The 23,052-nt window shown below is 58.1% G+C and carries 21 protein-coding genes; 15 read left to right on the top strand and 6 right to left on the bottom strand.

The genetic code is table 11. From position 1 onward, the window contains the following. The 14 genes from N8E88_RS01315 (at position 1) to N8E88_RS01250 (ending at position 15,062) form a co-directional block, all read left to right on the top strand. A complete protein-coding gene (locus tag N8E88_RS01315; protein ID WP_262290381.1) occupies positions 1–699 on the top strand; it encodes an SDR family NAD(P)-dependent oxidoreductase in 699 nt (232 codons plus the stop codon). Then, positions 700–2,031 carry an NAD(P)/FAD-dependent oxidoreductase gene (locus tag N8E88_RS01310; protein ID WP_262290380.1) on the top strand — a complete coding sequence of 444 codons (1,332 nt, stop codon included), beginning with the start codon at positions 700–702 and terminating at the stop codon, positions 2,029–2,031. It abuts the gene before it with no gap. Positions 2,032–2,138: 107 nt separating this feature from the next. Continuing rightward, entirely contained in the window at positions 2,139–3,815 is a 1,677-nt protein-coding gene (locus tag N8E88_RS01305; protein WP_262290379.1) for a peptide ABC transporter substrate-binding protein, read from the top strand. Positions 3,816–3,884: 69 nt separating this feature from the next. Continuing rightward, positions 3,885–4,835, top strand: coding sequence for an ABC transporter permease (locus tag N8E88_RS01300; RefSeq protein ID WP_262290378.1), 951 nt, complete (start codon positions 3,885–3,887; stop codon positions 4,833–4,835). Between the two features lie 10 nt (positions 4,836–4,845). Continuing rightward, positions 4,846–5,733, top strand: a complete 888-nt coding sequence (locus N8E88_RS01295) for an ABC transporter permease (RefSeq protein ID WP_262290377.1) — start codon at positions 4,846–4,848, stop codon at positions 5,731–5,733. A gap of 13 nt (positions 5,734–5,746) precedes the next feature. Continuing rightward, positions 5,747–7,069, top strand: coding sequence for an NAD(P)/FAD-dependent oxidoreductase (locus N8E88_RS01290; protein WP_262290376.1), 1,323 nt, complete (start codon positions 5,747–5,749; stop codon positions 7,067–7,069). A 127-nt stretch (positions 7,070–7,196) separates the two neighbouring features. After that, positions 7,197–8,618 (top strand): MmgE/PrpD family protein, encoded by a 1,422-nt coding sequence (locus N8E88_RS01285; RefSeq protein ID WP_262290375.1) that lies wholly within the window; start codon positions 7,197–7,199, stop codon positions 8,616–8,618. Between the two features lie 54 nt (positions 8,619–8,672). Continuing rightward, positions 8,673–9,641 (top strand): tripartite tricarboxylate transporter substrate binding protein, encoded by a 969-nt coding sequence (locus tag N8E88_RS01280; protein ID WP_262290374.1) that lies wholly within the window; start codon positions 8,673–8,675, stop codon positions 9,639–9,641. A gap of 55 nt (positions 9,642–9,696) precedes the next feature. Beyond that, a complete protein-coding gene (locus N8E88_RS01275) occupies positions 9,697–10,173 on the top strand; it encodes a tripartite tricarboxylate transporter TctB family protein (RefSeq protein ID WP_262290373.1) in 477 nt (158 codons plus the stop codon). Continuing rightward, on the top strand, positions 10,173–11,669 hold the full coding sequence (locus N8E88_RS01270; protein WP_262290372.1) for a tripartite tricarboxylate transporter permease: 1,497 nt from the start codon (positions 10,173–10,175) through the stop codon (positions 11,667–11,669). Before N8E88_RS01275 ends, N8E88_RS01270 begins: the two co-directional genes overlap by 1 nt. Then, on the top strand, positions 11,666–13,036 hold the full coding sequence (locus tag N8E88_RS01265) for an MmgE/PrpD family protein (protein WP_262290371.1): 1,371 nt from the start codon (positions 11,666–11,668) through the stop codon (positions 13,034–13,036). Before N8E88_RS01270 ends, N8E88_RS01265 begins: the two co-directional genes overlap by 4 nt. Then, a complete protein-coding gene (locus N8E88_RS01260) occupies positions 13,033–13,797 on the top strand; it encodes an SDR family NAD(P)-dependent oxidoreductase (protein WP_262290370.1) in 765 nt (254 codons plus the stop codon). The genes N8E88_RS01265 and N8E88_RS01260 overlap by 4 nt, the downstream gene beginning before the upstream one ends. A gap of 229 nt (positions 13,798–14,026) precedes the next feature. Next, on the top strand, positions 14,027–14,506 hold the full coding sequence (locus tag N8E88_RS01255; protein ID WP_262290369.1) for a chromate transporter: 480 nt from the start codon (positions 14,027–14,029) through the stop codon (positions 14,504–14,506). Position 14,507: 1 nt separating this feature from the next. Further along, on the top strand, positions 14,508–15,062 hold the full coding sequence (locus tag N8E88_RS01250) for a chromate transporter (RefSeq protein ID WP_262290368.1): 555 nt from the start codon (positions 14,508–14,510) through the stop codon (positions 15,060–15,062). On the opposite strand, the gene N8E88_RS01245 is transcribed toward N8E88_RS01250, so the two are convergent. From N8E88_RS01245 to N8E88_RS01235, 3 genes are read right to left on the bottom strand one after another with little or no spacing between them, the layout of a single operon-like run. Then, positions 15,051–16,073, bottom strand: a complete 1,023-nt coding sequence (locus tag N8E88_RS01245) for a PdxA family dehydrogenase (RefSeq protein WP_262290367.1) — start codon at positions 16,071–16,073, stop codon at positions 15,051–15,053. The genes N8E88_RS01250 and N8E88_RS01245 overlap by 12 nt on opposite strands. Then, a complete protein-coding gene (locus N8E88_RS01240; RefSeq protein WP_262290366.1) occupies positions 16,070–17,173 on the bottom strand; it encodes a tartrate dehydrogenase in 1,104 nt (367 codons plus the stop codon). Before N8E88_RS01240 ends, N8E88_RS01245 begins: the two co-directional genes overlap by 4 nt. A gap of 12 nt (positions 17,174–17,185) precedes the next feature. Then, on the bottom strand, positions 17,186–18,262 hold the full coding sequence (locus tag N8E88_RS01235) for a tartrate dehydrogenase (RefSeq protein ID WP_262290365.1): 1,077 nt from the start codon (positions 18,260–18,262) through the stop codon (positions 17,186–17,188). 167 nt (positions 18,263–18,429) lie between these two features. On the opposite strand from N8E88_RS01235, the gene N8E88_RS01230 reads away from it, so the two are divergent. Beyond that, a complete protein-coding gene (locus N8E88_RS01230) occupies positions 18,430–19,380 on the top strand; it encodes an alpha/beta fold hydrolase (RefSeq protein ID WP_262290364.1) in 951 nt (316 codons plus the stop codon). Positions 19,381–19,433: 53 nt separating this feature from the next. Here N8E88_RS01230 and N8E88_RS01225 read toward each other — a convergent pair whose 3' ends face one another. The 3 genes from N8E88_RS01225 to N8E88_RS01215 are packed head-to-tail and all read right to left on the bottom strand — an operon-like array spanning position 19,434 to position 23,038. Further along, positions 19,434–20,504: an isocitrate/isopropylmalate dehydrogenase family protein gene (locus tag N8E88_RS01225; protein ID WP_262290363.1), complete on the bottom strand. Its 1,071-nt coding sequence runs from the start codon at positions 20,502–20,504 to the stop codon at positions 19,434–19,436. A 12-nt stretch (positions 20,505–20,516) separates the two neighbouring features. Next, positions 20,517–21,611, bottom strand: a complete 1,095-nt coding sequence (locus tag N8E88_RS01220) for an AbrB family protein (RefSeq protein WP_262290362.1) — start codon at positions 21,609–21,611, stop codon at positions 20,517–20,519. Between the two features lie 11 nt (positions 21,612–21,622). After that, on the bottom strand, positions 21,623–23,038 hold the full coding sequence (locus N8E88_RS01215; RefSeq protein WP_262290361.1) for an MmgE/PrpD family protein: 1,416 nt from the start codon (positions 23,036–23,038) through the stop codon (positions 21,623–21,625). Positions 23,039–23,052 lie beyond the last annotated feature (14 nt).

Raw genomic sequence — 23,052 nt, 5'->3', positions numbered from 1 at the left:
ATGACGGAAGAACGCGTCGGCCTGATTTCGGGGGCAAACAGAGGGATAGGGGAGGCGATTGCGCGCTTTCTAGGTGCTGCAGGATGGCGGTTGTCACTGGGCATGCGCAGCCCGCAATTGCCTGACTGGGCTGACTCGGATCGTGTCCAGGTCGTTGCCTACGATGCAAGCGATCCATTGGCAGAAGCCGCATGGACCGAGCAAGCACTAGCGAGGTTCGGCCGGATCGACGCGATCATCGCGAATGCCGGCATCATGATTCCGAAGAACGTGATTGAGGCAGATGATGCTGATCTCGATGCCATGCTTGCGATCAATGTGAAGGCGCCGCGCCGGCTCGCAGCGGCGGCTTGGGACGCGCTTGGCAAAAGCGGGCGAGGACGCGTTATCATTCTTGGCTCGCTCTCCGGCAAGCGTGTGAAATCTTCGACCGCCAGCCTCTATTCAATCTCCAAGTTTGCCGCGGTGGCCCTGGCTCATGGCATTCGCCATACGGGTTGGGACCTCGGTATACGCGCAACCGCTCTTTGTCCTGGATTTGTCGCAACCGACATGGCGCGAGCTCTGACCAACCGTGCTGACAATCTGCTGACCGATCCCGGCGACATCGCCCGGATCACGGCAATGCTGCTCGATCTTCCAAATGAGGCGAGCGTCGCCGAATTTACCATCAACTGCCAGTTAGAGGAATCCTATTAAATGCCCGGTCCCTATGTCGTGAGCGTGCACGGCGATGAAAACCTGCCCGAAAAAGTCGATGTGGTTGTTATCGGCGGCGGCATTATCGGAACGTCAACGGCGCTGGAACTTGCCGAGCGCGGTCACAAGGTTGCTTTGTGCGAAAAAGGCGGCATCGGTCAGGAACAGTCGAGCCGCAACTGGGGCTGGGTGCGTATCTCCCGCCGTGACCCGCGCGAAGTACCGCTGATGGCCGAGGCGCTGCGCATCTGGTCAGGCTTCGACAAAAGGCTCGGCCGTGACACAGGCTATAAACGCGCCGGCATCATATTCGCCTGCCCGGACGACAAGTCCTATGAGGAGCACGAGCGATGGGGCCACAATCTCGAGGGCTATCAGCTGCCGAGCCGAATGGTGAGCGGCAAGGAACTCGAAGACCTTTTGCCGGGCGGCAGCATGAAACTCAAGGGCGCTCTCTATACGCCCGCCGATGGTCGCGCCGAACCGCAAAAGGCCGCACCCGCAGTTGCTGAAGCCGCGCGCGACAAAGGCGCGGCAATCCTTACGGAGTGTGCCGTGCGCGGCATCGAGACGACCGGCGGCAAGGTTTCGGGTGTTGTCACCGAGCGCGGACGCATCGCCTGCGATGCTGTCGTGCTTGCCGGCGGCGCCTGGTCCAATCTCTTCTGCGGGCTTTACGGGATCGACCTGCCGCAGCTGAAGGTGATGAATACCGTCATGCGCACGAAGCCGCTGGAAGGCGGGCCGGAATCCGCGCTTTGGTCCAAGTATTTTGCCCTACGCAAACGTCAGGATGGCGGTTATACGATTGCCTCCGGCCACGAAAACATTGTCGACATCGTGCCGAAATCTTTTCGCTATGCATTCAAATTCCTTCCGGCGCTGAAGATGGAATGGGGATCGTTGTCGTTTCGCTTCGGTGGCCGTTTCTTCGACGAGGCGCGGCTCCCGACGCGCTGGAAGATGGATGAGGCCAGCCCTTTCGAATATAATCGCGTCCTGGATCCGAAGCCTTCATTGGACATGTCGAACAAGGCTTTCAACAATCTGAAAGCCGCCTTCCCGGTCTTCAACAAGGCGGAGATTGCTCAGCGTTGGGCGGGCTACATCGACGTGACGCCGGATGCAATTCCTGTGATTTCCGCAGTAGATGAGATCCCCGGCTTTCACATAGCCACCGGGTTTTCGGGCCATGGTTTTGGCATTGGTCCGGCGGCAGGTCGACTGATGGCCGATATCGTCACTGGCCGCACGCCGGTCGTCGATCCCACGGACTTCCGTTTTTCCCGCTTCAGCGATGGGTCGAAGGTGCAGCCACTCAGCGGTTTCTAAGATCGGCGTGGTTGAGGAGCCACGCCGTGTCGAGAATGCTCTGCCGACTGGCAGATAGAATGCAAACTGGAACATTGAACACAAACCAATAAAGAAGGGAAACGACAATGTCTGATAAGCATCGAAATGCAATTCTCCACCCCAACCGGCGTCAGGCACTCGCCATGATGGGCATGGTTGGTGCAACTGGCTTGGTCATGCCGGGGATTCTTGGAAGAGATAAAGCCTATGCCGCTCCGCCCTCGGCGCCCAAGGGACAGGTGATCATCGGCTTCTCGCAGGAACCTACCGTTTTCAATCCGCATATGCTGCATATCGAAGTCGATGAGGGTATCCATTTCAGCGTCTTCGATCCGCTCTTCAACGTCGACCCGGAAGGGAAGTTCACGCCCGCCCTGGCGGTTGAAGTTCCGACAGTCGAGAATGGCGGCATCTCCGCCGACGGCCTCAACTGGAAGGTGAAACTCCGCGACGGTGTGAAGTGGCATGATGGCAAGCCCTTCACCGCAGACGATGTGAAGTTCACACTCGACCTCGTCGTCGACAAGGATTTCCGTAGCGCGCGGCGCGCCGGACACGACCAGGTACGTGACATCAAGGTTGTTTCGCCAACGGAAATCACCTGGCGAATGGAAAAGCCTTACGCGCCTTATGCTTCCATCCTCGCTGCGACGTTTATCGTGCCCAAACATATACTGGAGCCGGAAAAAGACAGAAATACTGCACCGTTCAACAACGCACCCGTCGGGACAGGACCATTCAAATGGGTCGAACGCGTCGCAGGCGATCATATCGAGCTCGCTGCCAACACGGATTATTATGGCGATGGTCCTTATCTCGAACGGGTCATATACAAATACATTCCGGATCTCACTGTCCTCTACACCCAGTTCAAGACGGGCGATATCGATGTGACCGGTTTGCAGTGGATCACGCCTGACCACTACGAAGAGGCAAAGGCGCTGGAAGGCAAGGAGGTTCAGGTCGTTCCAGGCGCCACGGTGGAGTCAGTCACGTTCAATATGGAGAAGCCGCAGTTCAAGGACCTCGCGGTGCGCCAGGCACTTTATTACGCTCTGGACAAGACGACGATCATCGATGCGCTTTATTATGGCTTGCCGTCGCCGACCGAGACCTACATGCCGCAGCAGTCCGTCTACTTCAATCCGGACCTGCCGAAGCATGAATTTGATATCGAGAAAGCCAAGAAGATACTTGACGATGCTGGCTGGAAACCGGGCGAAGACGGTATCCGTGCCAAGGACGGAGTCCGGCTATCGTTTTCCAATTCGACCACGGCCGGTAATCATATCCGTGAACAGGTGCAGCAGTTCATGCAGCAATCCCTCAAGGATATTGGCGTCGAGATGACCATCTCCAACCTTCCCCCGGCGGTTATGTGGGGCGAATACTGGATGCAGTCGAAGTTCGATTCCGTGGTCGTCGGCATTAATTTCCTTACCGGGGCAGATCCCGATTCGTCGGATTATTTCCTTTCGACATCCATCAACGCCAAAGGTGGTGCAGGCCAGAACACCTCGCAATATGCCAGTCCGGAAGTCGACAAGCTGCTGGGTGAAGGCGGGCAGGTTTTCGTGCCGGAAGAACGCAAGAAGACCTACCTCAAGATCCAGGAGATCATTCGCAATGATCTGCCTCTCTTGCCGATCTTCCAGTACGCCACGGTCCGAGGCCGCAAGAAAGGCATGACCGGTTTCACGCCAAACGTGAACAATCGCATCGACTCCTGGAACGTCGGGACCTGGTACTGGGAACAGGCATAGGATCTGCAGGGCCAGGGTGACGATCCCTGGCCCTGTCCTGCCTTCGAACCGTTATCGGAGATCGACGCAATGACACGCTACATATTGAACCGGCTTGGGCAGAGTCTCGTGCTGCTCGTGCTGGTATCCATGATCGGCTTCGCGGTACTGAATCTGGCACCGGGCGGTCCGCTGTCGCAATTCGCGCTGACGCCTGGCATGACACAGGCGGACCTTGACCGCATTTCCGCCCAGATGGGGCTTGATCGGCCGCTGATCGTACAATATGCGGATTGGTTCTGGCGCCTGTTACGCGGCGACTGGGGCAGGTCATTCAGAGACAGCCGCCCTGTTCTCGATGTCATCGGCGGGCATTTCGGCGCTACCTTACTGCTGATGGGAACTGCAACGGTGATTTCGGTCACGATCGGAACCTGGGTCGGTATCAAGGGAGCGACGAAGCGCTACTCGATCTTCGACTACACAGCAACAGTTGGCGCGATGGTGGCTTTGTCCATCCCGACGTTCTGGTTCGGTCTCGTCGCTATTTACATTTTCTCATTGAAGCTCGGTTGGTTGCCGGCGGGCAACATGTACACGATCGGCAACGGTTCCTTTCTGGATTATGCCGTTCATCTGATCATGCCAGCCATGGTTTTGGCGTTGGTCGACGTGGCGGTGTGGAGCCGCTACATGCGCACCGCGACGCTCGATGTGATCAATCAGGATTTCGTCCGGACGGCGCGCGCCAAAGGCATGACACCGCGGCGCGTATTGATGAAGCACGTCGTCGGCAACGCTCTGTTGCCGATGATAACCCTTGCGGGATTGCAGGTGCCAACGCTTCTTGGTGGAGCGCTCGTCACCGAGACGGTGTTTACCTGGCCGGGGATGGGACGCCTGTTTCTCGATAGTCTCGGCTATCAGGATTACCCGGTGGTGATGGGTCTGCTGATGTTCTCGGCGATTCTCGTTCTTCTGAGTAACCTCGCGGCAGATTTGCTTACGGCATTCGTCGATCCGCGCATTCGGCTGACATAAGGAGATCGCGATGTCTGTTTCCTCAACGCCCATCAATCGCCCCATAAAGTCCGGCTGGTGGAACAGCCGAACCTTCCGGCGGTTCGTTCGGCACCGGCTCGCGGCACTTGGTGTCGTAATGGTGATCTTGTTGACGCTGGCCTGTGTCATCGGACCATATCTTCTTCCATACAATGACCTTTATATCGATCTTCGTGCGCGTTTCTCTCCGCCGCTGACCGGCTATCATTTTTTCGGCACAGACCCGCTTGGTCGTGACATAGCGGCGCGCCTTCTGATGGCGGGCAGGATCTCGATGCTTGTCGGTTTTGCCGCCATGATCCTGAGCACAATGATCGGCGCAACGATCGGCGTCGTCGCAGGGTATTACGGCGGACGAATCGGCACCGTCCTGATGCGGTTCGTTGATGCGGTCCTGTCTTTTCCCAGCATCTTTCTGCTTTTGGCGCTGGCTGCGTTCATCAAGCCCAGTCCGATCATGATCACCGTAATCATCGCGATCACCAGCTGGATGGAAGTTGCACGCATCGTCGAGGCGGAAGTGCGCTCGCTGCGTGAGCGCGATTTCATCATGGCAGCACGGATGCTCGGCCTCAGCAATCGCTGGATCATGTTTCGCGAGCTGCTACCGAACGCTATGGGACCGATCATCGTCGCCGCTACGCTGACCGTAGCCAGAGCCATACTCCTGGAAGCCTATGTGAGTTTCCTCGGCTATGGCATTCAGCCGCCGCTTCCTAGTTGGGGCAATATGCTCAACGGAGCGCAGCAGTATCTGCAGTCCGCCCCCTGGCTGGCAATCATCCCGGGTGTGGCGATTACACTTGCAGTCACCAGTTTCAATTTCATCGGCGATGGCCTGCGCGACGCGCTCGACGCCCGCAGTGACTTGAATTAGGGGAGGGTGGATAGTGCCGAAATTCTCTCCCTTAGAAGCGACGCTCTGGTACGCAACGGCGGCACCTGCACCGGAAACATCTACGTTGGAAGGCACGACCAAGGCTGATGTCTGCATCGTCGGCGGGGGTTACACGGGCTTGACGACCGCGTTGGAACTCGCGCGCTCGGGTGTGAAGGTAGTACTTCTTGAAGCACAGGAGATCGGATTTGGCGGCTCCGGCCGGAATGCCGGACACTGCACCCCGACGTTCACGCATTATAGTTTGCCGGAACTGCGCAAGATGCTGGGCGAGCCCTGGGCGGAGCGGCTTATACAGCGACAGACTCGGGCGAACGATCGCGTGGCGGAGATGATCTCGCGTTATGGCATCGACTGCGAATGGCAGCAGAACGGGTATGTCATGGGGGCGCATACGCCGAGTGCCATTGCGACCATCGCAGAAAAAGCGCGGGACTATAACGCAGTGGGTGCGAAGACACGCGTTCTGGACAAGAGCGAAGTCGAGGCAGTCACCGGCAGCCCGCGATTCCACGGCGGTTGGTTTCATTCCGAAGCCGGGCATCTCAATGCACTTGGATATGCGCGCGGATTGGCACGCGCCGTGATCTCTGAAGGCGGCGTGATCCATACACATTCGGCTGTGGCAAAGGTTGAGCGCGAGGGCGGAGGATGGGCGGTTAAAACGCCCGGAGGCCGCGTCATCGCAGACAAGGTCATCTTTGGTACCGGCGCCTATACGGTCGATGGCTGGCCCGGCCTGGACAAGACGTTCAAAATTCAACGCGTGTTCGTGGCCGCGACACAGCCACTGAGCGAAGACGCACGCCACACCGTATTACCGCAGAACACCACAATCCATGACGGGCGCGGCGACATCTTTGTCTACAAATACAACGCCGAAGGCCGCATCGTTGCGTCGATGTTCCCGATGGGACGACGAGGCAAGGATTTGGCATATACTAAAAAGGTGATGGCTGACCGGCTCAAATGGCTTCATCCGCAAATCGACCAAGACATCCGCTGGGAGTATTTCTGGTTTGGCGAACTCGACATGCAATACCGTACGGTTCCGCGCCTGTACGATCTGGCTCCGGGTGTCGTCGCGCTGACCGGACTGTCCGGGCGCGGCGTGCCGACCGGGAGCATGCTAGGCGGCATTTTGTCGGAATGGGCCCTAGGCGTGCCTGACAGGGATTTGGCGCTCAAGCTTGAGCCGCTGACGGCGGCGCCGTTTTACATGAATTTTGGACCGCAACTGACGCTACGCTATTACCGCGTCAGGGATTGGCTCACCGCGAAGCGGGATCGAGCCGTACTGCCACCGCACGCCTGACACATCCGCTCCCGCCCTTAATTGTCAACAATTTACAATGATTGTTGACAATTTACATTCTACACCCTAGTTTCCTGACGGCCCAATATCCGACCGAACTTTGCATATCCATCAGGAGACAAGACGCGTGAATTTATCTTCCGACATCACGGCAAAGGCCGTACGTTTCATCGAACGCACGACCTATGAGGACCTGCCGGAAGAAGCACTTGTTGTCGGCCGTCGCTGCATGGTTGACACCGTCGGCCTCTATCTCGCCGGTAGTCGCGAAGCCTCGGTGCGGATTCTCATCGAAGACGCGCTTGCTCAGGGAGGACGTGAAGATGCGCCCTTGCCGGGCAACGGATCGGCGAAAGTCCCGGCATCACTGGCCGCCCGCGTATGGGGGACTGCCGGACATGCTCACGATTGGGATGACACACAAGTCTCCCATGATCCGGCTCACATCTATGGTCTGCTGACCCACCCCTCCGTTCCACCGCTTACTGCTGCGCTGATCATTGCCAGTGAAAAAGGCAATGTGGATGGTCGGGATCTCATGCTCGCCTTCCAGCTCGGATTTGAAGTCGAATGCAAGATTGCCGAATGGATGAAGCCGCGCCACTATCGCCGCGGACATCATACAAGCGGTACGGTCGGCACATTTGGCGCGGCTGTCGCTGCTGCCAAGCTTCTAGGACTGACGGGAGACAAGCTTGCCCATGCACTCGGTTTGGCGGCGAGTTTTGCCGCTGGAATTCGGGTGAATTTCGGCACCATGACCAAGCCCCTTCATGTCGGACGTGCCTGCGAAAACGGTGTCACTGCGGCACGTCTCGCCGCCGCTGGTTTCGAAGCCGATCCGGCCGCACTCGACGGCCCCTGGGGCTTCTTTTCCGTCATGGGCGAGGGCTTTGACGAGGACAAAGCCGTGGCCGGTTTTGGCGCTCCTTTGACCATTATCGAGCCCGGCGTCAGCATCAAGCCATACCCGTCGGGTATTCTCACCCATCAATCGATGGACGCAATGCTGAAGCTGGTCCTGGATCACGATCTGAAACCTCAAGAAGTCGAACGCATCCGCTTCTTTGCCGGCAAAAATATCATCGAGCCTATTCGCTATCCGATAGCGCAGAATCATCTCCAGGCCAAATTCTCGATGCCCGCTCTGCTTGCGATGATCGTGTTGTGCCGCCGCGCCAGTCACCATGAATTCGAGGACGCGTTTGTAGCCGGAGATGCCATGCAGGACCTGCAAGCGCGTACGGATGTCATCAACGATCTCGAGATCGATGCGCTCGGCTATGACAAGATCCGCTCGCGTATCGAGGTGATCACCAAGGACGGGCGTACGTTGATACAGTGGGCCGATGAGCGCTACCGCGGCGGGCCTTCCAATCCGATCAGCGATGCTGGACTTCAGGATAAGTTCCGCATGTGCGCGGAGGGCGTCATTGACGCCCCTTGCCAGGATGAACTGCTGGCATTGGTGCAGAGTATAGATAAAGGTGCTGATGTCGGAAGACTTGTTGCACTCATCAGCGGCGAACGGGAACTCGCGGCAAAATGATCTGAGAAAGTAGAAAACCGTTCTGAAGAAACGGTACTTGAAGGGAGAGAGACAATGCATTTTATGAAATTGATCGGGAGGACAGCGGTCGGCCTTGCCACTGCCGCTATCTTATCCAGCGCAGCGGCTAAAGCCGATCCGCTGCCTTATCCCAATAAAGTTGTGACGCTGGTGACCCATTCCAGCCCTGGCGGCGGTAGTGACGTATTCCTGCGCGAAATGACGAAGTACTTGGGCAAGTATATCGGCGCTGCCTTTATCGTGGAAAATGTCCAGGGCGGCAGTGGCGCAAAGGCCATGGCACGCGTTGCGACAGCGCCAGCCGACGGAAGCGTCTTTTATGCGACAACGCCGACCTATATCTACACGTCGCTGATGAGCAAACCGCAGAATACTTACAAGGACATGGATCCGCTGGTAAATATCTTCGCCGATAGTGAAGTGATTTACACACGGACTGATGGGCCTTTCAAGTCGCTGAAAGACGTGATCGATCATGCAAAGAAAGAGCGAGGGCGCTGGGGCGCGGCTAATCCCGCATCGCTGGAACGTCAGGCAGCCGAGCAACTGAAGAAGGCGGCAGGCGTCACGCCTGCAATTGTCACCCACGAGGGCGGTGGCGATATGATGCTGAATGTTCTCAATGGCACGCTCGATATCGGCATTGGCGAAATCCAGGAATTGCGCTCGCAGCTCGATGCCGGCAAGATCACTTTGCTTGCCACATTCAATCCTGAACGCATTACCGAGAAGCCGGATGTGCCAACTGTGAAAGAATCGGGTTTTGACGTCAGTCTGGTCAAGTTCCGTGGCCTCGCCGGTCCCAAGGGTATTCCGGACTCCACAACCGCTATTTGGGATGAAGCCGTCAAGAAGCTCCTCGAGGACCCGGACTACAAGAAGGCCTATACTGCTGAAGTGCTCGTGCCTCAGTTCATCGGGCACAAGGACTATCCGGCTTTCATCGATAATTTCGGATCGACAACGGAAGCGTTTCTGAAGTCGACAGGCGCCATCAAATAATAACGCGAGGGGATCGGCCATCAACCGGTCCCCTATGTCGGATGAGGGCCACCCAATGAACAAAGATCTTATCAGCGGCGTTGTTCTTCTTGCCGTCTCAGGGACGTATTATGCCTGGTCCAGTCAAATCGCCGACAGCACCTTGTCCGATGAAGTGGGTGCCACGGGCTTGCCGCATGTGCTGTCCATCATCCTTGCCATTCTTGCTGTCCTTTTGATTGCACGTGCCATGCTCTTCAGACGAGCTCGAACAGCGACCGCGTCGGCGGACGCCGACGAGGGTGACGCCGGCTTGCCGCGCGCGATCGGCTTTCTCCTTCTGGGTGCGGTTTACGTTTTTGTCCTTCCGTTTATCGGCTACGTCGCGGGCACTGCTCTGTTGATCGGCGCGGTTGCGCTCTATGAGGGGGCGCCGCGCAACTGGGTGGTGTTGGCAGCGGCGGTCGGCGGTGCGGTGTTCTACTGGGCAATTTTCGTCAAACTGCTTGGCGTCCATCAGCCGGCAGGCTCGCTTTTTCAAGGAATGTTCTGATGACCACATTATGGGACATCATCCACCTGCTGACCGAGACCCCACTCTTCTTCGTTGCCATTGGCGGGCTTTCCTGGGGCATTCTTGGTGGTGCTCTGCCGGGCATATCCGCGTCCATTACCATGGCGCTCGTTTTGCCCTTCACCTACACCATGGACCCGGCTCAAGCGATTGCGCTGCTGGCATGCGTCTACATCGGTGCTGAATATGGCGGCTCGATCCCGGCCATTCTCATAAGGACGCCTGGAACCAACTCCTCTGCTGCCACGGTTATCGATGGCTATGAGATGAACCGGCAGGGGCGTGCCGGCGAGGCACTCGGCATCTCGCTGATGTCGGGCGTCGTTGGAAGCCTCTTTGGCCTCGCAATGCTGATTTTGCTGACCGAACCCCTATCCTGGCTGGCGCTGGCATTCACCCCGCCATCCTATTTCGGCCTTGGGATCCTCGGCCTCAGCGTGATCGCCTCCATGAGCGGCGGGTCATTGATCAAGGGCCTCGCAGCCGCGACCGTCGGATTGATGATCGCGACCGTTGGCACGGATCCAATATCCGGCGTTACCCGCTTCACCTTCGATATCCCCGATCTCCTCGGCGGGATCGAACCCGTACTGGTGATGGTTGGTCTGTTCGCACTTACCGAGCTCATGAGCCAATCCGGCTCGTCAACCGTCCTGCAATTGAACGAGACAATCAGGATCAAGCTGCCAAGCCGGTCGATGATGAACAAGCTCAAGCGCTCGCAAACCATCGGTTGCATTCTTGGATTGTTCGAAGGATTGACCCCGGGAGGCGGGGGATCCATCGCCGCGTTCATGTCCTACAACGAAGCCAAGCGCTGGTCGAAAACACCGCAGCTTTTCGGCAAAGGTTCAGAAGAAGGCGTCGCAGCGCCGGAAGCTGCCAATAACACAGTGGCAAGTACAGCGCTGATCCCGCTACTCAGCTTCGGCATCCCAAGCTCCAATTCTACAGCCGTCCTGCTTGGCGGTTTGCTGATGCACGGGCTCATCCCTGGCCCGCGCCTCTTCGAGCAGAGCGCGCAGGTCATCGACAGTATCTATGTCGGCTCGTTCATCGCTATCATCGCGCAGATCGGCGTCGGCATGATCATCCTGCCCGCCTGCATCTGGCTTGTTAACAGACCACGGGCTTACCGCGCCGGATTTATCTTTGCGTTGATCCTGTCAGGCATCTTCACCCTGAATAACAGTCTGTTCGATCTCGGCATTGCACTTGCACTCGGCTTGGTTGGCTATCTCATGAGGATCGCCGGTTTCCCCGTGCTGCCGATGATCCTTGGTGTCGTGCTCGGCCACATGGTGGAATCGAGCTATCGCCGGTCGCTCGTACTGTCAGGCGGCGATCACATGATATTCCTTCAGGATACGATCGCCGTTTGCCTGCTGTCGATCGCTCTCATCTTCGTCGTCTTTTCGCTTAGCCGCGAATTCCGCGACGCCCGCAAGACCAAAATCGAGGAAGCGCAGTCATGAACCATTCCGTCCCGACATCGACGCCAGTGGCGGTTAAACTAGCAGCCTTTGCCGAGGAGGCCGCGCCACCATCTGCGGTCGCTGATGTCTGCCGTCGCCTGATATTCGATATTATCGGTCTTTCCATTGCCGCAAGACACACGGACTATGTCCGCGACGCGCTTGCCAGTGCAGTGGATGAGGGGTCGTGCACGGCTTATGGTCATGATCGCGGCCTCGGGCTTTACGATGCCGCGCTCGTCAATGGCACGGCCGCCCACGGGGAGGACTATGACGACACTTTTGAAGGCGGACCCATCCACGCCGGCGCGGTGATCGTCTCGGCTGTTCTGGCCATCGCCGAAAAACGCAATCTTGATGGCACGGCGGTGATGCGCGGCATTGCGGTTGGTTCCGAATTGATGTGCCGGATGAGCCTTGTTGCACCGCAGGCGACCCACAAGGCCGGCTTCCACCCCACGGCGATATTTGGTGCTCCCGCCGCTGCCGCCGCGGTTGGCGCCGCGCTCGGTCTCGATGCTGCAACAATTGGCAGAGCACTCGGCATTTCGGGCAGTCTCGCGTCCGGCATCATCGAATATCTCGCCGATGGAAGCTCCACCAAGCGCCTGCATGCCGGGGCTGCGGCACAGGCCGGACTGCGTGCCGCTCTTCTTGCAGAAGGCGGGTTTACCGGACCGATTACCGTGTTCGACGGTTCGCATGGGTTCTACAAGGCGTTTGCTCCATCGAAGACGCCAGATTTCGCACCGCTGCTCGATGGACTTGGCCAAACCTGGATCCTGGAGACGCTGGCTTTTAAACCCTACGCGTGCGGAACCATGACACAGCCATTTATCGATTGTGCGAAAAAGCTGGCAGCCGCGGGCGTGCTGCCAGGGGATATTGTTTCCATCACTTGCAAGGTAGGCGAGGGCACTGTTCATCGTCTATGGGAACCACTCGCTGAAAAGCATCGGCCGCCCAATGGCTATGCCGGCAAATTCTCGACACCATTCTGTATGGCGGTTGGTTTTCTCGATGGTGAGGCAGGTCTCGGACAGTTTACCGATGAACGCGTCAAGGACCCAAAGGTGCTGGCACTTGCCGCGAAGATCTCCTACGAGATCGATCCTAACGATCCTTATCCCAAAAACTTCACCGGCCACCTCAAGGCAACCCTGAAGGATGGAACCGTGCACGAATTCAGGCAGCCATATATGCGCGGTGGCGCACAGGAACCATTGCCGGATGCCGAACTGGCTGCCAAGTTCGAGGCCAATTTGCGTTTCGGCGGCTTTGACAGCGGCAAGATCGCAGCATTGCGCAGTTCGCTCAATCAGATAGCAGAGGGCGGCAAAGTCGGTTTGGAGGCGGCGCGGGCATGAGCAAGGACAATCATGAACTCAAGGGCCGTGTCGCACTGGTAACGGGTGCATCGCGCAATATCGGACGCGCTATCGCGCTTGCGCTAGCCGAAGCAGGCGCTTCGATCGCCATTGTTGCAAGGTCGGATCAAGCAGCGGCTGAATCCGTAGCGCGCGAAGTCGAAGCACACGGTAGCCGGGCAATTGTACTTCTCGGTGACGTGGCACAAGAGGCTGATGCGGCGCGGCTCGTCGGACAGGCGGTGGACGCCCTCGGCGGTCTCGATCTTCTCGTCAACAACGCAGCTATCCGGAGGGAGGCTCCAGTCGAGAAGCTGTCCTTCGCCGATTGGCGCGAAGTCATGGGTGTGACGCTGGATGGAGCGTTTCTGATGAGCCGCGCGGCAATCCCCCATCTAATCGCAGGCGAGAGGGGAGCAATCGTCAATATCGGTGGTCTCACCGCCTATACCGGGGCGATGAACCGCGCCCATGTCATTTCGGCCAAGGCCGGGCTCGATGGATTCACCAAGGCCTTGGCGCACGAGCTTGGTCCGCGCGGCGTCACTGTGAACCTGGTCTCGCCCGGAATGATCGATACAAATCGCGCCCATACCTCATCCGGAGGCGAGCCGGCGCACCACAATACGACGCGGACACTGGTCGGCCGGCGTGGAACGCCGGAAGAAGTTGCGGCTGCGGTGCTCTATCTTGCCGGCCCGGCAGGCCGCTTCATAACGGGACAAACAATGCATGTGAACGGAGGAGCTTTCCTGCCCTGAAGCGCAGCGTGGAATGGTCACGACAATATGTGCTGAACACGTGAAATTGCCGGTTGACTAACGCCAGCGGGAGACCCAAGAGGGGACCAGAGCAAATTCCTAGCGCGTATCAAGTTAGAGTCGTTCAGCCAAGCAACGGACACAGCCCTTGACTTCTCCAGTCCCTGCCTCTCCGCTAGAAACACCACGCCTTCGTTCTCTCTTTCTCCTCTGTTTCAAGATCGGTATCTTGAGTTTCGGTGGAGGCCTCAGCGGCTGGCTCTACAGGGAGTTCGTTCTCGGCAAGCGCTGGATCGACGAAGAGGATTTCTCGAGCAGTCTGGCGATCTCGCAAATGCTGCCCGGTGCGAATGTGGTCAATCTGGTCATCTGTATGGGTGAGCAGCTGCGCGGACCTGTCGGTGCCTTGACCTGCGTTATCGGGTTTCTCGTCGGTCCGTTTTTTGCGGTCGTCGGTCTTTGCCAGTTGTTCGATGCCCTTGCCGGCTATCCCTTGCTGCCGGTGATTTCGGACGGTGTGGCCTTTGCTGCAATGGGCCTCCTCATCATCATGTGCGTCCATGGTGTTCGCAGGGCGATGCGATTTCCTCCTTCCATCATTACCATTGCGGTGACGGCGATACTTGTCGGGATTTTCCGCTTTCCCCTCATCCCTGTTGCCTGCGTCATCGCCCCGGTCAGCGTCGCTCTGGCCTGGCGGAGAATCTGAAGTGCGTTTCGATACCCTCGTCGCAATCGCCCTGGTGTTCATCCCTTTTTCGCTCACCTCGATCGGCGGCGGCGCAGCGATTGTCGCGGGTATCCAGCATGAAACTGTCGCTGTTCATGCCTGGGTGAATTCTCGCGAATTCCTCGACCTCTTCGCAGTGTCACGCGCCGCTCCCGGGCCTGGAATGATGCTTGCTACAGTGATTGGCTGGAAGGTCGCTGGCTGGCTCGGCGCGTTCGTCGCCACGCTCGCCCTCTTCGTTCCCTCATCGCTGCTATGCTATTCCGTCTTCAAGCTGACGAACCACCATCGCGACAAGAAATGGCATCGCGCCATGCGGGAGGGTCTAGCGCCGGTCGGTATCGGTCTGATCATCGCCGGCGTGTTGTCATTGTTCCGGCTGGCAGATGGAGGGGTCACAGCTTTTGTAATCGCCGGCCTTTCTGGGGTAATTCTCTATTTTGCGCCAAGGTTTCCGGTCTTGGGTGTGCTGGCGCTTGGCGGCCTTGGCGCTATGTTGGCATCGACATTGAGTACCTGGGTTTCAAGCCTGTAACGCCTTGAGCCGTTTGAACTGGACCAGCCTGCTTGCCAGGCTGATCGCGTTTTCAAACGCCCCGGTATCAGCCACGCCTTTGCCGACGATATCAAACGCTGTCCCGTGCGCGGGCGTTGTGAAAACGGTATCGAGACCCGCGGTCACCGTCACGCCCCGATTGAATCCGCGCATCTTCGTCGCGATCTGGCCCTGGTCGTGATACATGGAAAGAACGCCGTCATAATCTCCGGCGAAAGCCTTGAGATAGACCGTGTCGGACGGGAAGGGACCCTCGCAGTTGATGCCCTTCGCCGCCATGGCTTGGACAGCCGGGCGAATGATCTCGATTTCCTCGGTTCCGAACAGACCGCCTTCGCCACTGTGTGGATTGAGCGCGGCAACGGCAAGCCGTGGAGACTCGATCCCGGCCTTCTTCATCATCGTCGTCGCCAGAACAATTGCATCTTCGATTGCCGGGCCGTTGATCTGCTCGACGGCCTGTCTGAGCGAAACGTGCGATGTGACACGCGACATCCATTGATTGTCGAGCACATTCATCTCGCTGAAATAGCCCTTGTGGCCAAGCAGATGGGCGAACATCTTGTGCTCGTCGGGGAATTTCCATCCGCCATCATACATGGCGCGTTTGTTAAGCGGTGCGAAGGAAACCGCGTCGACTTCACCAGCCTTGGCGAAATCGATTGCCCGGGACAATGTCTCACCAGTTACGCGACCGGATTCCGCGCTGCCGACCCCGGGTGCATAGAGCGCTGGATCGGTATTGGCGAGATCGATGATCGGCACAGTGCCATCGGACCAGTCAATCGCGGCAGGGGACGTATAGCGCTTATGGGAGAATGATACGCTTGCCTGGCGCATCCCGAGATCTATCACCCGGGCATCGCCAACCACGACAATGCGGGCGGTGCCCGACATCCGCCCGTCGTGCAAAATCCGCGCGGTTTGCTCCGGACCAATCCCGGTGCAGTCGCCGGGTGTCAGGGCAATGATGGGCAGTTCTGTACTCATGATGCCCTCGACGCGCTTGAATTGGACGATGAAAGCGCTTCGGCGACCGCTCTTCCGCAGGTGATCGTGTTCGCGGTGCCGCCTAGATCGCCGGTCCGTGAAGAGGGATCGGCGAGGACGGCCTCGATTGCGTCTATGATAGCTGCTGCCGCCTGCGGGTGGCCAAGATGTTCCAGCATCATGGCTCCCGCCCAGATTTGCCCGATCGGGTTGGCGATGCCCTTGCCGGCGATATCCGGTGCCGAACCATGAACCGGCTCGAACAGCGACGGAAAATTGCGCTCCGGGTTAATGTTGCCGGAAGGCGCGATGCCGATGGTTCCCGTGCAGGCAGGGCCAAGGTCCGAGAGGATATCGCCGAAAAGGTTGGATGCCACGACGACGTCGAAACGATCGGGGTTGAGTACGAAGTGCGCGCAAAGAATATCGATGTGATACTTGTCCCAGCGCACGTCGGCGTAGGACTTTGCCATCTCTTCTACCCGCTCATCCCAATAAGGCATGGTGATGGAAATCCCGTTGGATTTTGTCGCCGACGTCAGGTGTTTCTTGCCGCGACTCTGGGCAAGTTCGAAGGCGAAACGGAGAATGCGGTCGACGCCTGTGCGGCTCATCACCGTCTCCTGAATGACGATCTCCCGCTCCGTTCCGGGATACATCTTGCCACCAATCGAAGAGTATTCGCCCTCGGTGTTCTCGCGGACGACAAAGAAATCGATATCGCCCGGCTTGCGGCCTGCCAAGGGTGACGGCACCCCTGGCATAAGTCGCACGGGACGCAGGTTCACATATTGGTCGAATTCGCGCCGGAATTGCAGGAGCGAGCCCCACAGAGAGATATGATCCGGAACGGTCTCCGGCCAGCCAACGGCGCCGAAAAAGATCGCGTCATGGCCGCCGATCTGCGCTTTCCAGTCCTCGGGCATCATGCGGCCGTGCTTCGCGTAATAGTCGCATGAGGCAAAGTCGAACGTGTCGAACTTCAAATCGAGGTCGAATTCGGCCGCCGCCGTTTCGAGAACACGCAGCCCTTCAGGGACTACCTCTTTTCCGATGCCGTCGCCGGCAATCACCGCAATCTTGAGGCTGTTGGCTGGCATCTTGTTTCCTTCCTATTCGTTGTCGCCGAGGATGGCTGCACAGACCGCGTCGGTGACCATGTCCGTCGTGGCATTGCCGCGAAGGTCCGGTGTGTGAAGTGTGGGGTCAGCGGTGACCCGTTCGATGGCGCGCATGAGCCTTGCCGCGGCCGTGGGTTCCCCGAGGTGTTCCAGCATCATCACTGCCGACCAGAACGTCCCCACCGGGTTGGCGATGCCTTTGCCAGTGATATCGAAGGCAGAGCCGTGGATCGGCTCGAACATGGATGGAAAGTGCCCCTCGGGATTGAGGTTAGCGGTTGGCGCAATGCCGATCGATCCGGCGAGCGCGGCAGCCAGGTCAGAGAGAATATCGGCATGAAGATTTGTTGCGACGATGGTATCGAGCGATCGCGGATTGAGCGTCATGCGTACGGTCATCGCGTCGACCAGCATCTTGTCCCAGGTAACATCGGGAAAATCACTCGCCACCTCTCTGGCGATCTCATCCCACAATACCATGCCATGGCGCTGGGCGTTCGATTTGGTGACGACGGTCAGGAGCTTGCGCGGCCGCGATTGCGCCAGCTGGAAAGCAAAGCGCATGATGCGGGACACGCCGGCGCGCGTGAAGATCGAGACTTCCGTCGCCACCTCTTCCGGCAGGCCCCGGTGCGAGCGGCCACCTTGGCCGGCATATTCCCCCTCGGAATTCTCGCGGACGATGACCCAATCGAGATCTTCGGCGGTAACACCCCGAAGCGGGCTTTCGATACCCGGCAGAATGCGGGTCGGACGAACATTGGCGTATTGATCGAAAGGCTGGCAAATGGCGAGGCGCAGACCCCATAGCGTCAAGTGATCAGGAACGTCTGGCGCACCCACCGCACCGAAATAGATAGCGTCGAAGGCTTTCAATTCATCAATGCCACCCTCGGGCATCAGGACGCCATTCGCCTTGTAGAAATCCGATCCCCAAGGGAAGCCCTTAACGTCGAAACCGAAATTTCCATCCCGCTTTGCGCACGCCTCAAGAACACGGAGACCGGCGGCAACGACTTCCTTGCCGATACCATCACCGGGAATGGCTGCTATCGCGTACGTCTTCATTGAGTGGCTCCTTGAGGGCGGGTGACGAAAATCCGCATCCATATACTCGGATGCCGATTTTTTTCGCGATTGTCAATTATAAATTGTTGACAATTTACAGAAATGGGCATGACGTGATCTCCAGGATATCCCTGCCGAATTGATAGCAAGCGAGAAGGAGAAATGCGATGTCGCTGACAGAGTCGATGTCCGAGATGCGCCCATTCTTTGAAGAAAAGGGAAAGCTGATGCACGGTTTCCGCTATGAGCGGATACGAACTTCGGGCGCCGAGATCAATGTAGCGATCGGCGGTGAGGGGCCGCCGCTTCTGTTGTTGCATGGTAATCCGCTGACCCATGTAAGCTGGCATAGGATCTCGCCGGCGCTCGCCAAAAGTTTTACTGTTGTTGCCCCGGATCTGCGCGGCTATGGCGACAGTTCGAAGCCTGATGGAGGAGACGATCATTCTGCCTATTCGTTCCGTGCCATGGCGCAGGACAACGCCGAAGTCATGTCGCATTTTGGCTTCGAGAAGTTTCAGGTTGCCGGGCATGATCGCGGTGCGCGCGCTGCTTTCCGCATGGCGCTTGATTTTCCCGATCGCGTCGAGCGGCTGGCTTCGCTTGATATCGTGCCGACATATCATGCCCTTACCAACGTTACTCTTGGCTGGGGTCTCGAGGCCTATCATTGGTTTTTCATGGCACAGAAGGCACCATTTCCTGAAAAGCTGCTGACAGCTGACCTTGACTACTACATCGACTACAAACTCAACAAGAAAGGCGTCGGCCTTGAGATATTCAGCCCGGAAGCGATGGCTGAGTACAAGCGCTGTACCACGCCTGAGCAGATCCATGCGGTATGTGAAGACTACCGGGCAACCGTCAGCGTCGATCTCGCCATGGATACGGCAGACTTCGGCAAGCGCACGATCAACTGTCCGGTGCTGGTTCTGTGGGGTTCCAATAGCCATTGTGGGCGTCATTTCGCTCCACTCGAGGCATGGCGGCCCTGGGCTCCCGACATGCGAGGCTGGGCGATGCCAACCGGTCATTATCCGGCCGAACAACGTCCCGATCTAGTCTATGACGCGTTTTGGAAGTTCTTCAACGGCCAGGAGCCGAAGGCGCAGACCTGATCGTAAATGATTGCCCCTCGGACATATAAATGGCCGAGGGCGAAATCCACGGACTAGCCAATTGCCGCAATAATTCCCTTTGTCATTCCGGCAGTGTCAGCAGTCCCCCTGATATCGCGGGTGCGGGTGGCCGGGCTGCCAAGCGCCGTTGCGATTGCTTTCTCCATGATGGTAGCTGCGTCTACAGCCTGCGCTATCTTGCGGTTATGGCCCAGCCACTCGATCATCATCCGGGCGGATTCGATCATGGCGAATGGGTTGGCTATGCCCTTGCCGGCGATATCCGGAGCGGAGCCGTGTGTGGCCTGCGCCATCGCCAGGTTGCCCTCGCCGATGCACAGGCCGGGTGCCATGCCAAGACCACCGACGAGCCCCGCCGCTTCGTCCGTCAATATATCCCCGAACATGTTGGTGGTGACGATGACGTCAAAACTCTGCGGATCCCGAATGAGCCGCATCGCCATGGTGTCGACGATCACCTCGTCGACAGTCACCTCGGGAAATTCCTTGGCGACCCGGTGGCACTCTTCGACGAACATGCCGCAGCCTAGCTTGAACACGGTGTTCTTGTGTACAAGCGTCAGTCGTTTTTTGCGTTGCTGTGCGATCTCGAAAGCTGCGCGCGCCACGCGGGATGAGCCCACGCGCGTAATGACGCGCACCGATATCGTCACATCTTCCGTCGGCCGGAATTCACCAGAGCCGGCAACGACATTGCGGTCGGGCTGGAACCCCTCATTGTTCTCTCGCACGATGACGAGATCGATACCCTCGTGAATCGCCCCAAGTCCAGGAAAGGACTTTGTGGGACGGACATTGGCAAACAGGTTGAAGCCTTTGCGCATGATGGGATGCGGATTGATCGCACCGGGAACCTTTGGATAGGCCTGATGTCCGATAGGGCCAAGGATGAAACCATCCATCTTGGCGAGCGTCTCCATCGTGCCTTCGGGAAAAGTCGAGCCATGTGTGTCGAGAGCAGCACGGCCGATCGGCATCGGCCGCCAATCGATTTGCAGACCTGTCTTAGCGGCCGCTGCACGTGTCACTTCGACGGCTGCCGGCACGATTTCATGGCCGATATCATCGCCGTTTAGAATGCCGATCACGAGATGGCTGGTCATGGAACAATCCTTTCAATCAGAGGATGCGTCGAGGCGACGCGAAAAGGTTTCAAATATCCGAAACGTGAAGAGGATTGTCGTCATCACCACAGCAATCCGGGTGATCTGGAAAGCGGTCACGGTTGTTGCATCAAGATGCATCCCCGTAGCGGTGAGCGCCATTTCGGTGACCCCGGCTGGCGCTACGGCGAGCAGGCTCGTGACGAAGGAAAGACCGGTCGCCGCCGAGAGCGCCAAGGCTATTCCCATGGCAACGGCGAGCAGGAACGCCGTGGTCACGAGTGCCGAAGACGTCACACGCCACAGCCTGCCGAGGAGCGATCGCCTGAAGCGGCAACCGAGCCAGACCCCGATGACGACTTGCGCCACCGTCAGGACAATGGACGGAACCGCAAACGGTCCAAAGCCGAAGCCGGAAACGAGGGCACCTATCGCCGCCGGAACCAGCAGCCATGTATTGGGCAGTTTGAATCGCCGCACCAGAAATGCAGCGGCAGCTCCCACGACGAACAGGGCGATGAGCGGTGTTGCTTCGCCCCGAAACGGTATTGGTGTGAGATGGATGCCGCCATCCTCGCCGAAGATCGTTACCAGGAACGGAACGATCGTTACGATCGACGTAACGCGGATCAGATGAACCACCGCGACAGTATCGCTATCCGCGTTCTTCTGATGGGCGACGACGGCCATTTCCGCAAGGCCGGCAGCGGCCGTAGCGAAGAAAGCGGTCTTGCGATCCGTTCCGGCAAGCCTCTGCAATAGCAACGCGGCAATCATTGTCGCAACGATCGTCAAGACGGTCGCAAGCAACATGAGCGGCAACAGTTTTACGATTGCAATCACCACCACCGGAACAAAGCGCAAGCCGATAGCCAAGCCGACCGCCACCTGGCCAAGCTCCCGGCCATAAGGCAATGCAGCGAGCGGAGCACCCATGATGGAGGCGCTGCCGCACGCCAGAAGTGGCCCCAGAAGATACGGTAGCGGCATCGAGATGCTTCTAGCAACCACAGCCCCTGCGATGCCGATCAGCAATGCCAGACCCATCCTCGCGAGGGTGCGGTCGAAGACACGCGGACCGCCACCCAATGTTCCCGAGTCTGGCATGATGAATTTCGTCAGGCGACAGAGATAAGACGCGTTGACAGATCGTCCAGAGTGCTAAGGTTTTCCAGGCCGCGCACCAGTTCGACTATCTCATCCGCCTTGCTGCGGGACATCCCTGCGAACTCGGCGTTCTCACGGAACTTGCCTGCTACCTCGTCATAGCTCATGGGAAATGCCGGGCTGCCCTTGCCAAAATCGGCGCGTCCGGAAATCTTGCGGCCATCCTTGAGTTCGATATCGATCAGCGTTGTCATGAGATGATAACCCGCCGCTTCGGCCTCGTCGTCTATAACGAAATCCACCTTCTCGATCATCGCCTTGACGTCCTCGCGTTCGACCGCAGCATCTGTGAACTCATTGAGGCCGGCGCGGCCTTCGAGCAGCAGGATCGCCATGCAGAATTCCATGGAGAATTTCGCTTGGAGTTCATCCTTGGGACGATGATGGATCAAGGCATTCGGCATATTGGAGTTGGTGCCGACGCGTACATGCTTCACGTCCTCGGCGCGGATGCCATACTCTTTTATCAATCGCAGCATTTCGGTCATTCCGGGATGGGTGAGGGAGCCCGACGGATGCGGTTTGATGGAGATGCCAGGATTGGCGAAAGTCCAGGGGGCGCCCAACTTGTCGAAGATGGCGCTCTGATCATAGCCGCCGCCGGCTGCGGCAAAGAACCCGCGCGGTGCCTCGAGTATCCGAGGTGTGGCGGTCCAGCCATAGGACGCGAACTGTGCCGCCGCTACGCCGCTTTCCGAGGATCGCCCGGCATGGAATGGTTTTGTCATCGTGCCGAAATTCTCGCGCAAACCTGCGGACTGGCTACCCGCAATCGACAGCGCACGCTGCGTGGTCGCGACATCGAAGCCCATCAGTCTGGCGCTCGCTGCGGCGGCGGCAAATGTTCCACATGTAGCTGTTGCGTGAAAGCCGGTCTGGTAGTGACGCGGCGCGATTGCTTCGGCGATCTTGCACTCGACCTCGACGCCAAGGTGATATGCCAGCATGAAGTCCTGGCCGGAAGACTTGACAAGTTCGCCAATCGCAAAGGCAGCGGGCAAAGCTGGCGCCGTCGGATGTGTGAGCAGACCATAGACGCGGTCTCTGGCGACGGCCAATTGTGTGTCGTCATAGTCATCCGCGTGGATACCGACGCCGTTGGCAAATGCGGCAAACCGAGGCGCTACCTTGCGACCGCCGCCGATGACGGTCGCGGCACCATCGGCAAGACCAAGATCTCCAAGATGCTGGCGAACCAGTTCGCCGCTCTTGGCAACAGAACCCGAAAGGGCAAGGCCGAAGCCATCGAGTATCGATTTCTTGCCTAGTTCGATAACTTCCGCTGAAAGATCAGCAAACGTTGTTTCGACCACGAATTCGGCCACATATTTCGTCAGCTCGATATCGACTGCCTTGTTCTGATTCATCCCAAATCCTCTTA

The organism is Phyllobacterium zundukense, assembly GCF_025452195.1.
Classification (GTDB): domain Bacteria; phylum Pseudomonadota; class Alphaproteobacteria; order Rhizobiales; family Rhizobiaceae; genus Phyllobacterium; species Phyllobacterium zundukense_A.
The sequence above is the reverse complement of the archived record's forward strand: the minus strand, read 5'-3'. Positions and strand labels throughout refer to the sequence as shown.